Origin of the sequence: Nocardia mexicana NBRC 108244, from assembly GCF_001613165.1 — a bacterium.
Lineage (GTDB): Bacteria > Actinomycetota > Actinomycetes > Mycobacteriales > Mycobacteriaceae > Nocardia > Nocardia mexicana.
This window is the reverse complement of record NZ_BDBV01000065.1, coordinates 39,217-51,828: the sequence shown is the minus strand read 5'-3', so window position 1 is coordinate 51,828 and position 12,612 is coordinate 39,217. Positions and strand designations below refer to the sequence as shown.

Sequence of the window (12,612 nt, the reverse complement as noted above, 5' to 3'; positions counted from 1 at the left end):
GGCGCGGGCGGGTACAGGATGCCCGGTTCGGTGCGCGCTGCACAGGTGGTGGCGCTGGGCATGGCCGCGGTCGGGCTGGTGTGCACGGCGTCGGCGGCCTGGCTGTTCGGCGGGCGTTCCGCGATGATCACCTCGCTGTCGTTCGTGCCGAGTTGGTTGCTCGGGCTGACTGCGCTGGGGTTCGGTGCGGTCGGGGGTGGCATCCGGGTGGGGGCGATTCTGCTCGCCGTGCTGAACATGCTGTGGACCGTGCCGTCGATCACGGCCGGACATCCCCCGGGCTGGCTGGGACCGGCCAGTTCGGTCGTCGTGATCGTCCTGCTGTTCCGGCCCGCGGCGCGCGACTGGTTCGATCCCGCCTGGTGAGTGTGGTCAGGGGACCGGAACGGCGGTGCGGGTGCGGGCGGTCAGGGGTGCCCCGGAGCGGGCGGCGAGCATTTCGGCGGCCACGGAGACCGCGACCTCCGCGGGAGTGCGGGCGCCGACATCGATTCCGGCGGGAGCGTGCAGCCGCGACAGGGTGTCGGTGTCGAACCCACCGGCCTGCAGGGCCTCGACCCGTCGCGTGTGCACGGCGTGCGAACCGAGGGCGCCCAGATAGCCGAACTCGGGTAGTCGCAGCGCCACGGTCAGCAGCGGGATCTCGAACTTCGGATCCTGCGATGCGGCGACAAGCGCTGTGCGGGAGTCGATTCGACCGGCGGCGGCCTGCGCGTTCAGGTATCGGTGCGGCCAGTCGGCGACCACCTCGGCGCCGGGGAACGAATTCGGCGCGGCGAAGACCTCCCGCGGATCGCAGACGGTGACCCGATAGCCGAGCATCCGCCCCTGCGCCGTCAGCGCGGCGGCGAAGGAGTTGGCGCCGAAGATGATCAACCGCGGCGGTGCGGTGTAGGAGGAGACGAAGACATCCGATTCCGGCAGCGACACCAGTTCGGTGTTGTGGCGCCGATCGGTCACCAGATGCTGCCCGATCACCGAGGGGTCCGAATGCCACACCACCGTGAACACGGTGACCGGGTTCTGCGCATCGATCTCGCTGGCCACCTCGGCGAATTCGGGAAAGTGGTTGCGGGAGAACGGCTCCAGGAATACGTCGATGGTGCCGCATTCCGACCCCACGTCCAGCCCGGAGGTGCCGTCGAACCGGCGCAGCTCGCGGTGGCCGGTGCGGGCGGAATGTGCGGCACCCTCGTACACCGCGGACTCGTAGCAGCCGTCGGAGACCGACCCGTACACGGCGCCGTCGGGATCCAGCAGCATCATCGAACCGACCGGCAGCGGGGACGGGCCGAACGTCCGGACCAGAGTCGCCAGGCCGCCCGTCCGGCCGCTGTGCCACACCCGCATGAGGTCATCGACGATGTCACGCATCACAAACTCCCGATCAGGGTGCGCGAGTGGCCGGGTAGTCGTGGTCCCGTCCCGTTGCCAGATCGTCGCACGTGACGGCCACGATATCCGGTCTAGCGTCCAGAAAGGCCCGAGCTCCGAAATTTCCTTGCGCTCTCTTGAGCACCGCATCCCAGTGTTTGTGAGCGAGCACAACGGGATGGCCGGGTCGGTTGTGGAAGACGGCGCGGGCGAGTCCGCTCGGCGCGGTGCGCGCCGCCGCCAGCATCCGGGCCACCACGTCGGCGCCGACGTCCGGGGTGTCGACCGGCATGACGGCCGCGTAGCCGATGTCGCCGGGGAATTGTGCGGCCGCGCCGAGCCCGGCCCGCAACGACGCCGCCAGCCCGACGGCCCAGTCGGCGGCCCAGACCGGTCGGGCATCGTCCGGCAGCGCGATGGCCGGGGATTCGCAGACCAGCCATCGCCCGTCCGCCGACGGCCGCGCCGGGCCGGTCGCGCCGAGCACCACGAACACGGGATCACAACCGCCATCGCGCAGCGCCGCGACCGCACCGCGCAGCCATGCACCGCCCGCCGCCAGCACCTTCGGCCGCCCGTACCGGGTACCCGCGCCCGCCGCGAGCAGGAGACCGGCACAGCGCTCGCCAGCCATGCTCGCCGCCCTTCCCAGCCTCGGCTGCTGATGCCGCTCTCCCGAGTAAGCAGGCCTGCGCGTTCAGGGTTCGCCGACTTCCGGCCTGACCGCCCGTGCCCGCGTTGCTTCTCGGACCGAGCGTAAATGCGCCCGGTGATCTTCGCCGCCCGATTGGCACCGGCCGGTTGCCGTGGCCGATGCTGGAGGCGATGAGCACTTCCGAGACCGACCCGATCACCCTCGACACGCTGCCCGAGTCCGAGGCCGTGCAGCTGCTGCTGACCTGCTGTTCCTCGCCCGAATGGGCGCGAGCGGTCGTCGCCGGGCGGCCATTCGGCACCGTGTCCGCGCTGCTGACCGCTGCCGACGACGCCCTGGCCGGGCTGTCCGAAGCGGAGCTCGACCTTGCGCTGGCCGGTCACCCGCGCATCGGTGACCGACCGGACGGCCCGGCCTCGGCGCGCGAGCAGGCCGCGGTGGTCACCGCCGGAGACGCGATTCGCGCCGAGCTGGCGGAACGCAATCGGGAGTACGAGGCGCGATTCGGCCACGTCTACCTGGTGTGCGCGACGGGCCGGTCCGCCGCCGAACTGCTCGACATCCTGGTCTCCAGGCTGCACAACGATCCACGCACCGAAAGGGGTATCGTGCGCGAGGAATTGGGCAAGATCAACCGAATCCGGCTGCGCCGCTTGGTGCGCGAGATCGGAGAGCGTTCATGAGCACCCTCAGCACGCACGTCCTCGATGCCGTTCGCGGCGCCCCGGCGAGCGGTGTCGCGGTAACGCTGTTCGCCCCGGACGGCACGGAATCGGCCACCGCGCACACCGACGACGACGGCCGCGTCGCCGGGCTGGGCGGAGACCTGGTACCGGGCACCTACCAGCTACGTTTCGGCACCGGCGACTACTTCGCCGCCCAGCGGGTCGCCACCTTCTATCCGGAGGTCACCATCGCGTTCACCGTCGGCGGCGAGCGCCACTATCACGTACCCCTGCTGCTGTCGCCGTTCTCATACTCGACCTATCGGGGTAGCTGAAGGGTCTCGGCGCCTCGCCTGCCGCGGCGCCGCGATGGTGACAAGGCCCGTCGGCGCGGCTGGTGACGCCGCTGCCGGAGGCGCGCCGCCCGGTGATCGGTCGGCATTTGCCCGACCTGCACGACGCACCCCGTGCGGTTACGCTCGATGACGCAAATCCCTTGGTATCAGGGCGGGTTCGGCGCCGCGGTCGAACCGGTCGTCGGCGCGGGTGCCGGGTACCCGGGGCCGCGGTCGTTAACGCGGTGAACGACCGCCGCGATGGTGAGACGAGTGTGGCGAGAGCGGTGTTGGCGTGTCGTGGCAAACGTGCCTGTCCGGGCAATCGGCTGTGATTAGATTCGCGCGTCGCCGTCGGAATGTGCGAGGGCGATCGCCGAACGAACCGCCCGATGCCGTGCGGAAGGAGCCTTCGCTGGGTCCCCAGAGTGCGTCGACGAGTCCGGGCACCAGGCCCGAATTGCGTGAACGCGGGTACTTACTGCTGCGCATGCCCGATTTCGGGTTAACGACGGACGAGTACGCCGTGCTGGCCGATATCTACGATCGTGAACTCGAACTGGATCGCTGGCTACCGGCCGGGCAGCGCCGCCGCAGCCGCGCCTACCAGTGTTTCGATGTCGAGGTCGACGGATTGATCTTCACCCCGAACGACAACCCGCGGCCCTACGTCCAGTCGATGTCGGTCAATCCGCTACAGGGTGGCCTGGAGCGCGAGTTCCGGCTCGTTCCGTCCGGGCACCCGGTTACCGCGGTGGCCGAGAAGATCGCGCGCACCGTGGCCGAATCCCTTGCCGCGGCGGATCTTCTGGCCGGAGGGCCCCCGCGGCTGGTCGCGGATGCGCACTACATCCGGATCACCGCGCCGGGCGAGCCCGCGCCGGAGGGGGTGCACCGCGACGGCCTGCTCGCCGGGTCCGCCCACCTGGTCAGGAGGGAGGGAATCACCGGCGGCGTCTCCGGCGCCTACGACACCCCCACCCGGTGCGTGGAGAGTTTCGAACTCACCGACCCACTGGACTCCTTCGTCTTCGACGACCGGAAGGTGATGCACTACACCACGCCGATCGAGCCGGTCGCGGGTGCCGAGCGTGCCTTCCGCGACGTCCTGCTGATCGGATTCCGCTCGACATGACGGAGCCCGTTCCGGCGTTCACCGCGCGCCTGGACGATCTGCTGCCCGAGAGCGAGATCGTGGACCTGGCGGCCGGTCTGGCGGCCATTCCGTCGTTCACCACCGAGGAGACGGCGCTCGCCGACCATGTACGGAACCTACTGCGCCGGAACGGGATTCAGGCCGAATCGCAGGAGGTCTCGGCGGGGCGGCGGCAGACCGTGGCCCGGATGGGTCCGGCGGTGGGCACGCCCGCGCTGCTGCTGAACGGTCATCTCGACATGGATCCGCTGGTGCTCGGGCATCCCGCCGATCCGTTCCGGGCGCAGCGGCGGGGCGATCGGCTCTACGGGGCCGGGTTGCACAATATGAAGAGTGGCCTGGCGGCGATCATCGCCGCGGCACTTGCGGTGCGCCGCAGCGGGATCGAGCTCCGGCGCCCGCTGCTGCTCGAATTCGTCGTGGGAGAACTGCAGGGCGGCATCGGCACTCGGCATGCGCTGGACCGGGGCTTGACCGCCGATGCCGCAGTGGTGCCCGAACCGTATTCGGTCCGCCGGATCATCACCCGCACGGCGGGAGTGTACAAGTTCGCGGTGGTGGTCCGGGGCGTGAGCGCGCACACCAGCCGCAGCGAGGAGGGCGTCGATGCCCTGCGGGTGCTGCGCCGGGTGTGCGACCTGCTGGAGGAGGAGCGTCTCCCGCTGCGCAGCAACGACTTTCCGACATTGCCGCGCCTGCAGGTGGCCGGTCTGATCGCCGGTCGCGGCGAGCGGCACGACCTGTCGGGGGTGAGCTACTGCGCCGACAAGGCGACCGCCCTGGTGGATCTGCGGTATCCGCCACCGCACGAGCCCGCTGACGTGACCGCCGCGCTGGATCGGGCGCTGGAACGCGCGTGCTCGCTGTATCCCCGGGCGCGCATCACCTTCGAGCATCCGCCCGACCCGGTGTTCGGTGTCGGGGGAACCGAGATGCCCCCGATGGATGTCGCCGCGGATTCCGCTCTGGTGGGCCAGGTGTCGGCGCTGCTCGCCGAGGTCTCCGATTTCACCGTCACGGAAACCGGTCTGGCGCTGCCGTACTCGTACTGCGGCAACGACACCACCCACCTGGCCCGGGCAGGCATCGAATGCTGCCTCTTCGGCCCCCGCGGCTCCGGCCCCGACACCGAACACCACGTCCTGGTCAGCGAAATGCTGGCCTGCGCCCGCACCCTGGCCGCCCTGGCCATCCTCCGCTGCACCTGACCTCGCCCGTCGCCCACGACCCGCTCCGCGCCGGACTATGTCATCCCGGCATGTTCTTGGCCGGGATCCCGCTCGCCGCCCTCCGTAAGCGCCCCCAGTTGATCGCGGACCAGATCCGCGAGCGGTATTCCTATGCGCTCGTACAGATCTCGCGCGGTGGACAGGTAGCCTCGGGCTTCCTCGATCCGGCCGTGATCGACGGCCAGCCGTCCCAGCCCGCGCAGTGCGTCCGCCCGCCCGCGCCGGTCGCCGATCTGCTGGGCGACCTCGATCGAATCGCGGTAGTACCCCTCCGCCAGTGCGTACCGCGCGGGATCGCGGACCGACAACTCCCGCTCGACATGTCCCAGTCCCCGCAGCGCGTCCACCTTCCCGAGCGGATCCTTGATCTCCCGGGCGAGCTGCAGGGCGTACTCGAAGTTGTTGCGCGCCTGCTCGAGATTGCCCGCCGTCCGCGCCAAATTGCCCAGCCCCCACAGCGCCCAGCCCTCGCCGTACTGGTCTTGGATTCGCCGTGCCTTGTCCAGGGCGCTGGCCAGATGCTGCTGTGCCGACTTCGGATTGCCGTCCAGCCGATCGAGGTGGCCGAGTCCGCGCAGGGCGTCGCCCTCCATCTTGACGTGATTGATGCTGCGGGCGATATGCAGCGCGTACACATAGTGCTGGCGGGCCGCGTCGTGCCGCCCGTGCAGCCGAACGGCTTCGGCGTATCCCCACTGCACGGTGCCCACCCGCTCCGGATCGGCGAGTTCGATGGCGATGGACAGCGCCTCCTGCGACCAGCGCTCGGCTGCCGTGTAGTCGCAGGCCATCCGGCCCGCGCGGCCCAGCCCGTCCAGTGCGTCGCATTGCGTAGGCCGGTAACCGATCTCGCAGGCGATGCGCAGCGCCTCGTTGAAATGGTGCCGGGCGTCGGCGTGCTCGCCGGTGATCCACGCGGAGTGGCCGCGCTCGCATTCCACCTCGGCCAGGCAGCGCAGATCGCCCAGCTCGTCGGCGATCTCGCACACCTCGAGAAAGGCCTGGTCGGCTTGGACGTGCGCGCCCCGCATCCGCGACATCCGCCCCAGCCCCAGCAGCGCCCACGCCTGCCCCGGCCGGTCGCCGATATCGCGGGCGACCCCCAGCGCCCGGCCGTACAGTCGCTCGGCGCCCTCCCAGAAGCCGAGCCCGCAGAGGTGCGCGGCCGTCAGCCGTGCCAGCTCCGCGGCTTCGGCTGTGGGAGCGGTGATTTCGAGGCAGCCGAGTAGCAACTCCTGTTCCCTGGTGAGCCATGTCCGCGCCCGGGCGGCCTCCTCGGGCGGGTTGGGCGTCGGCCGCACGCCGACGGTGTGGAACGGCCGGATCGCGTTCACGGTGCGCGCGACGGCGAGGCTCCGGCCGATCAGCCTGCCGACGAGGGCGGCCCGCTCGGCGATCGCGCCGTCCCGCTCGGCATGCAGCTGCGCACCCAGCCGCAGCATGTCGTGCATTCGGTAGCGCGGGCCGCTCGGATCCGGCTGCGCCCCGTCGCCGGCCTCCGGCAGCGGGTCCAGGAATCCGGCCTCACACAGCTTGAGTATCAACAGCTTTGCCGACGCCTCGGAGACGTCGGCCATCCAGGCGTAGGTCTGCGCCGTGATCTCGGTGCCCGGGAACCAGCCGAGCAGCCGGACGGCGTGCTGCAGCACGGGTTCGCGCAATCGCTGATAGGACAGTTCGAACGCGGCGCCGACCGACTCGTCCTCGGCGGCGAAGCGCTCCAGAATATGTTCTGCCGCAGACTCGTTCGGCGTCGAGCCGACCGGGGTCCGGCGAATCTCGGCGGCCAGGCTCGCGAAGTCCGCGGCGCTGTCGGCGAGCATGGTGGTGCCGTGATGGGCGATCTGCCCGGCAATCAGCTTGAGCGCCAACGGCAATCCGCCGGAGGTCTCCGAAATCTGGCGCACCGCGGCGCGATCGTAGCCGTCGCGCAGATTGGCGAGCCGGACCAGCAGTTGCTCGGCCTCGCCGAGCCGCATGCCGTCGAGGTGGTAGGGGTACACCGGGCCGCTGCCGGACAAACCGGTGAGCCGCTTGCGGCTGGTGATCAGGACGAAGCAGCCGCGCGCCTGCGGCAGCAGATCCTTGACCTGTGCGCTGTCGGCCGCGTTGTCGAAGACGATGAGCGCCCGCCGCGAGGCCATCGTCTGCCGCCACTGCTGCGCCCGCCGCCCCCCGTCGGACGCGATCGCCGTCGGCGGCACCTTCATCTGCCGCAGCAGCCATTCCAGCAGGTCGGTGGGCTCGGCGGGCTCGCGGCCCGGGGTGTAGCCGAGCAGGTCGACCCATATCGTGCCGTCCGGATAGTGCTTGTAGAACGCGCTGACCGCATACCGGGCCAGGGCGGTCTTGCCGACGCCGGGCGGGCCGTCGATCACGTGCACCGCCACGCCACCGTGTTCCAGATGTGCCGAAACCCTTTTGTGCAGTTCGGCTTTCGCTTCCTCGCGGCCGGTGAAGGCCTGCACCTCGGGCGGCAGGTCGCCGACGAGCACCGCCGCCGGATCGGCGCTGCGCAGCAGCACGGCCTCGCGGTATTCGTGCTGTTCCGCGGGTGTCATATGCGCCAGATCGGCGAGATCGACGAGTTGATCCCAGGTGGTGCCGTAGATGGTCGCCAACTTCTTGAGCACCTCGGCCGTCGGCCGCACCCCCTTCGGCCGGTGCCCGTCCCCGCTGCCGCCCGGCCACGTCTCGTATTCGGAGATGCGGCTCGGTTTCATGGTGTCGCTGTTGGAGATGTCGTTGAACAGTTCGCAGACGTTCTCCTGCGAGAGATTTCCGGCGTAGCGCCACGCCGCTCGCGCGCGGTATCCGTGCTGGCGCAGTTCGGTGACGAAGGGCTCGCGCATTTCGTGATCGCTGAGACCGAGCTCCCGGAACCGGGCATAGACGGCCTCGACCGCTCGCGGTCTGCGTGGCCTGTGCGGTCGGCTGGAACTGGCCACCGGGTGCCTCCCCCGACTATTCCGGCATGTGATTCATCTTTGGTAGCAGTACTCATTCTCCCAGGTCAAGTGGTTCTCCCACTGTGAAGTAAGCGGCCCGTCCCCTGTGATCGACGCCGCCGGTCCGCCTCGTCAGCATTGATCTATGGGCACCGGCAGCGCCGGGCGGGAGAAAGGACACGTACATGGCAATTCTCGCCACCGACTGGTTGATCACGAGCGACGTGGCCCTGGAGGTCGCGTACCGCATCGACCTCCCCGGTCCCGAACGGGGCTGCTGGGTCTTGTCGTATCTTCCGACCGGATACCGGCTCACGCGGTCGCAGGCGATGGCGGGCGTGGTACTCGCCGAGATGATCGTGCTCGATCCGCAAGGGGCCGAGGGGGACTGGGATGGCGATATGGCGTCGGTGTGCGTGGCCGAGTTGGGGCTGAACCTGATCCAGGTGCAGTGCCTGCTGGCCCTGCGGGCGTTCGCGGCAGCCGAGGACGACGATTCCCCGGAGCCGCAGGCGTTTTCATCGTGCTCGGCGGGTGGCCGGGGGTGATGTCGTCGTCAGCACCCGAGCGTGCGCAGTTCGGCACGCAGCGCCGCGGCGACGGGTAGCTCGGTGCGTTCGGCCACCGCCAGGGCGGCGCGCAGCTGGGCGCAGGCTTCGGTACGGTCGTCGGTCAGGTTCGCGAGCGCACGCAGGGCATCTGCCTCTCCCCGCGGGTTGCCGATATGCCTGGCCAGCTCGAGGGACTCCAGATAATAGCCGCGGGCGCGCTCTGTCGCGTGGAGGCGGCATTCGACATTACCGAGTCCGCGCAGCGCATCGATGCATCCCAGCGGATCGTTGATCTCCTGTGCGAGTTCCCATGCACGCGTGAAGTTTTGACGTGCCTCCTCGTAGTTTCCCGCGGCGAGCGCCACCCTCCCGTAGCCCGATAGCGCCCAGCCCTCGCCGTACCTGTCGTGAATTCGGCGAGCGGTCGCGAGCGCATCCTCGAAGTACCGCCGCGCCGTGACCTGGTTTCCGGCGAACTGTTCGATGTGGCCCAGTCCGCGCATCGCATCGCCCTCCAGCTTCCGATGGTTGATGCTGCGGGCGAGGTGCAGGGCGTGCACATAGTGCTGCCGGGCATCCTCGTGACGGCCCTCGTAGCGCAATACCTCTGCCAGCCCCCACTGTGCCGTCCCGATGCGTTCGGGGTCGTCCAGGTCGAAGGCGATGCTCAGCGTGTCCTCGGAGCACGCGCGGGCCTCCGCATAGTGGCAGGCCATCCGGTGCGCCCGGCTCAGTCCGTCGAGCGCATCGCATTCTGTTGGCCGATAGTCGATTTCGCGGGCCAGTACCAGGGCATCGGTGAAGTCGACGCGGGCCTCCTCGTGTCTGCCGGTGAGCCAGCCGGACTGGCCGCGTTCGCACAGCATGTCGGCCAGGCAGCGCTTGTCGGCCAGTTGCACGGCGATCGCGTGCGCCGCCTCGAACATGGACGAGGCCTGCTTGGGATGCCCGACCAGCCGATGCACCCGGCCCAGCACCACCAGCGCCCACGCCTCCAGCGGACGGTCGCCGAGCTGGGTCGCGATCTGCAGCGACCGTTCGCAGAGACGATGCGCCTCCGAATACAATCCCCGGCCGCACAGATGGAATGCCACCAGCCGCGCCAGCTCCGCGGAAGCCGGTGTCGAGCGGGCGATCTCGACGCATCCGAGCAGCAGCTCCCGCTCCCGGCTCAGCCAATCCCGCGCCTGGGCCGGATGCTCGATCCCGCCGGTCGAATCGGGGGATCCGGGCACGTGCGCCCGCCGGGCGATGGTGAGGGCGTGGTCGACCAGCCGATCGATGGCCGCCGAGTGATCGTCGGGCGGATCCTGTTGTGCCGCACGCAAACGCGCGCACAGCTTGTTGAGGTCGTGCATGCGGTAGCGCACCGGTCCCGGCACCGGATCCAGCAGCCCGGCCTCGAAGAGCTTGCGGATCAGTATCTTTGCCCGCCCCGGGGTCACGCCCGCCATGACGGCCAGCGGTTCGGCGCTGATCTCCGGGCCGGGGAACCAGCCGAGCAGGCGCACGGTTCGCTGCAGCTCGAGATCGTGCAATCGGCGATAGGACACCTCGAACGCGACCCGCACCGACTCGTTCTCCGCGGTGAACCACTCCAGAATGTATTCGGCCGCATCCTCGTTCAGCGCACCGTCGTCCAGGGTCTGGCGCAGCTTATCGGTCAGGTCGGTGAGGTCGCTCGCGCTCTCGGCGAGCATGTCCTCGCCGTGATGGGTGATCTGACGGCCGATCAGCTTGAGCGCCAACGGAAGCCGCCCCGAGACCGCCACGATGCGCCGCACCGCGTCCTTGTCGTAGTGGCCGGGGTGCAGGTTGGCGAGCTTCACCAGCAACTCCTCGGCCTCGTCCCAGTCCATCACGTCCAGGTGCAGCGGGACCGAACCGGACAGGCCGAGCAGCCTGCTGCGGCTGGTGATCAGCACGAAGCATCCGGGCGATTGCGGCAGCAGGTCTTTGACCTGCGAGCTGTCGGCGGCGTTGTCGAAAACGATCAGCATCCGGCGCCGGCTCATCTCCGCGCGCCACTGGCCGGCGCGGCGCGCGGCGTCGGTCTCGATCGCGTCCCGGGGCACCTCGATCTCGAGCAGCAGGCGTTCCAGCACATCGGCGGCGCGGCGCGGCTCGCGGCCGGGCGTGTAGCCGAACAGGTCGACCCAGACGGGGCCGTCCGGGTAGTGCTCCAGGAATTCGGCCACCGCGACGCGCGCCAGCGTCGTCTTGCCGACGCCGGGCTGGCCGTCGATGACATGCACCGCCGCCCCGTTCTGCCGGCGGTGCAGGTAAACCCGGTGCTCCAGTTCGGCTTTCGCCGCCCGGCGGCCGGTGAAATTGGGAATCTCGGCGGGCAGCTCGCCCGCGCTCGCGGCCCTCCGGTCCGTCGCGCGGCGCACGATCGTGTCGCGGTACTCCCGGCGGTCGGTCTCCGGCATATGCTCGAGATCCCGCAGGTCGATCAGGTGGTCCCAGGTCGTGCCGTACACGGCGGCAAGGGTTTTCAGCACCCGGATCGTCGGCCGCACCCCCTTGCGGCGATGGTCGGCGGGGCCCGGCGGCGAATCGTTTCGCTCGATGGGCCACGCCTCGTACTCCGAGATCCGGCCGGGACGCATGCCCGCGGTGTCGGACAGGTCGTTGAATCTGTCGCAGACCTCGGCCTGGGTCAGATTGTTGGCGTACCGCCACGCCACTCGCGGGCGGTACCCGCGCTGCCGGAGTTCCGCGGCCAGCGGTTCGATCAACTGCCGCTCGCTCAGCCCCACCGCGGCCAGCGCGGCGCGGATCGCCCGTCGTTCCTGGGCGGCGCCGTCTCGCCGGGACTGCTCTCGATCCATCGCGTACCTCCCGTTCGCGATGCAGGCGCCTCGAGGTCGGCGCCGGTAATCGCCACCCGGATTGTGAATATTCCGCCGTGGCAACTCACATCCTGCCAGGTCATGGGGATATGCGGAAGAAGGCGGGTGTGAATAAATCCGCGGCCCCCTCGAGATTCACGGCGGGCGATTTTCCGGCGACCATCGATGATATCGGCCGATCAGCTCCGGCCGTTGCACCCGGAAGGATACGAACAATGGCAATTCTGGCCTCGGACTGGTTGATCAGGAGCGACGTGGCCCACGAGGTAGCGTTTCGGATCGACCTGCCCGAATCGCATCAGGGACGGTGGGTGCTGTCCTATCTGCCGACCCACCGCAGGCTCACCCGCGCGCAGGCGCTGGCCGGTGTCGTGCTCGCCGAGATGGTGCTGCTGGATCTGCTGGAGCCCGCAGGGCAGTGGGACGGCGAGATCGCCCGCATATACGCCGGCGAACTGGGACTGTCGGTCCCGGATGTGTTGTGCCTGCTCGCGTTTCGGGCCTACGGCGTCGATCTCGAGGAGGCAGGGGATCCCGGCGAAGCCGGGGACGGCGAGCCGGAGTCGCGGGGGACGTCGGCGTGCCCGGCGCCCGCCGAGTTGTGGGAGGTAAGTCGATGATTCTCGGGTTCGGTCCGCTGGCGATCCTGTTGCCCCACGGTTCGCTCGCGCGGACGGTCGTGCTGTTCTGTGCGGCGGTTTTGTTCGCGATCGGAGTGATGATCTTCGTATCCGTCGTGGAAGGCGGGGATCCCTCCGCGCGAACGTCGGAAGTTTCTACGAAAACCGTCGCGCCGGGGCCGTTCGGCGGTAGGCCGTGTGAGCCTTTCTGCGGTCCGGAATTG

11 protein-coding genes are annotated in these 12,612 nt (G+C 69.5%); 7 read left to right on the top strand and 4 right to left on the bottom strand.

What is annotated here, in order from left to right:
• Positions 1-30: 30 nt before the first annotated feature.
• Complete coding sequence (locus tag NM1_RS24965; protein WP_147288961.1) at positions 31-366, top strand: hypothetical protein; 336 nt, start codon at positions 31-33, stop codon at positions 364-366.
• A gap of 6 nt (positions 367-372) precedes the next feature.
• On the opposite strand, the gene NM1_RS24960 is transcribed toward NM1_RS24965, so the two are convergent.
• Positions 373-1,374, bottom strand: coding sequence for an XdhC family protein (locus tag NM1_RS24960; protein ID WP_068024465.1), 1,002 nt, complete (start codon positions 1,372-1,374; stop codon positions 373-375).
• Between the two features lie 13 nt (positions 1,375-1,387).
• Positions 1,388-2,008 carry a nucleotidyltransferase family protein gene (locus NM1_RS24955; RefSeq protein WP_068024462.1) on the bottom strand — a complete coding sequence of 207 codons (621 nt, stop codon included), beginning with the start codon at positions 2,006-2,008 and terminating at the stop codon, positions 1,388-1,390.
• A 191-nt stretch (positions 2,009-2,199) separates the two neighbouring features.
• On the opposite strand from NM1_RS24955, the gene uraD reads away from it, so the two are divergent.
• The 4 genes from uraD to NM1_RS24935 all read left to right on the top strand — a co-directional run bounded on the left by uraD (position 2,200) and on the right by NM1_RS24935 (position 5,393).
• Entirely contained in the window at positions 2,200-2,712 is a 513-nt protein-coding gene (gene uraD / locus NM1_RS24950; protein ID WP_068024633.1) for a 2-oxo-4-hydroxy-4-carboxy-5-ureidoimidazoline decarboxylase, read from the top strand.
• Complete coding sequence (uraH, locus tag NM1_RS24945; protein ID WP_068024459.1) at positions 2,709-3,029, top strand: hydroxyisourate hydrolase; 321 nt, start codon at positions 2,709-2,711, stop codon at positions 3,027-3,029. The genes uraD and uraH overlap by 4 nt, the downstream gene beginning before the upstream one ends.
• 490 nt (positions 3,030-3,519) lie before the next feature.
• Complete coding sequence (locus NM1_RS24940) at positions 3,520-4,164, top strand: 2OG-Fe dioxygenase family protein (RefSeq protein WP_068024456.1); 645 nt, start codon at positions 3,520-3,522, stop codon at positions 4,162-4,164.
• Positions 4,161-5,393 carry a M20 family metallopeptidase gene (locus NM1_RS24935; protein ID WP_068024453.1) on the top strand — a complete coding sequence of 411 codons (1,233 nt, stop codon included), beginning with the start codon at positions 4,161-4,163 and terminating at the stop codon, positions 5,391-5,393. The genes NM1_RS24940 and NM1_RS24935 overlap by 4 nt, the downstream gene beginning before the upstream one ends.
• A 35-nt stretch (positions 5,394-5,428) precedes the next feature.
• Here the strand turns inward: NM1_RS24935 and NM1_RS24930 are convergent, their stop codons facing one another.
• Complete coding sequence (locus tag NM1_RS24930; RefSeq protein WP_068024449.1) at positions 5,429-8,266, bottom strand: tetratricopeptide repeat protein; 2,838 nt, start codon at positions 8,264-8,266, stop codon at positions 5,429-5,431.
• A gap of 281 nt (positions 8,267-8,547) precedes the next feature.
• On the opposite strand from NM1_RS24930, the gene NM1_RS24925 reads away from it, so the two are divergent.
• Positions 8,548-8,910 carry a hypothetical protein gene (locus NM1_RS24925; RefSeq protein ID WP_068024446.1) on the top strand — a complete coding sequence of 121 codons (363 nt, stop codon included), beginning with the start codon at positions 8,548-8,550 and terminating at the stop codon, positions 8,908-8,910.
• A gap of 8 nt (positions 8,911-8,918) precedes the next feature.
• Here NM1_RS24925 and NM1_RS24920 read toward each other — a convergent pair whose 3' ends face one another.
• A complete protein-coding gene (locus NM1_RS24920; RefSeq protein ID WP_068024443.1) occupies positions 8,919-11,747 on the bottom strand; it encodes a tetratricopeptide repeat protein in 2,829 nt (942 codons plus the stop codon).
• 236 nt (positions 11,748-11,983) lie between these two features.
• Here NM1_RS24920 and NM1_RS24915 point away from each other — a divergent pair, with 236 nt between their 5' ends.
• Complete coding sequence (locus NM1_RS24915; protein ID WP_068024440.1) at positions 11,984-12,388, top strand: hypothetical protein; 405 nt, start codon at positions 11,984-11,986, stop codon at positions 12,386-12,388.
• Positions 12,389-12,612: the final 224 nt, after the last annotated feature.

Bases quoted from the DNA above. Each gene is read 5' to 3' on its own strand.
- uraH (WP_068024459.1), top strand. From the start codon at position 2,709: ATGAGCACCCTCAGCACGCACGTCCTCGATGCCGTTCGCGGCGCCCCG.
- uraD (WP_068024633.1), top strand. From the start codon at position 2,200: ATGAGCACTTCCGAGACCGACCCGATCACCCTCGACACGCTGCCCGAG.
- NM1_RS24960 (WP_068024465.1), bottom strand. From the start codon at position 1,374: ATGCGTGACATCGTCGATGACCTCATGCGGGTGTGGCACAGCGGCCGG.
- NM1_RS24925 (WP_068024446.1), top strand. From the start codon at position 8,548: ATGGCAATTCTCGCCACCGACTGGTTGATCACGAGCGACGTGGCCCTG.
- NM1_RS24940 (WP_068024456.1), top strand. From the start codon at position 3,520: ATGCCCGATTTCGGGTTAACGACGGACGAGTACGCCGTGCTGGCCGAT.
- NM1_RS24955 (WP_068024462.1), bottom strand. From the start codon at position 2,008: ATGGCTGGCGAGCGCTGTGCCGGTCTCCTGCTCGCGGCGGGCGCGGGT.
- NM1_RS24935 (WP_068024453.1), top strand. From the start codon at position 4,161: ATGACGGAGCCCGTTCCGGCGTTCACCGCGCGCCTGGACGATCTGCTG.
- NM1_RS24920 (WP_068024443.1), bottom strand. From the start codon at position 11,747: ATGGATCGAGAGCAGTCCCGGCGAGACGGCGCCGCCCAGGAACGACGG.
- NM1_RS24915 (WP_068024440.1), top strand. From the start codon at position 11,984: ATGGCAATTCTGGCCTCGGACTGGTTGATCAGGAGCGACGTGGCCCAC.
- NM1_RS24930 (WP_068024449.1), bottom strand. From the start codon at position 8,266: ATGCGCGAGCCCTTCGTCACCGAACTGCGCCAGCACGGATACCGCGCG.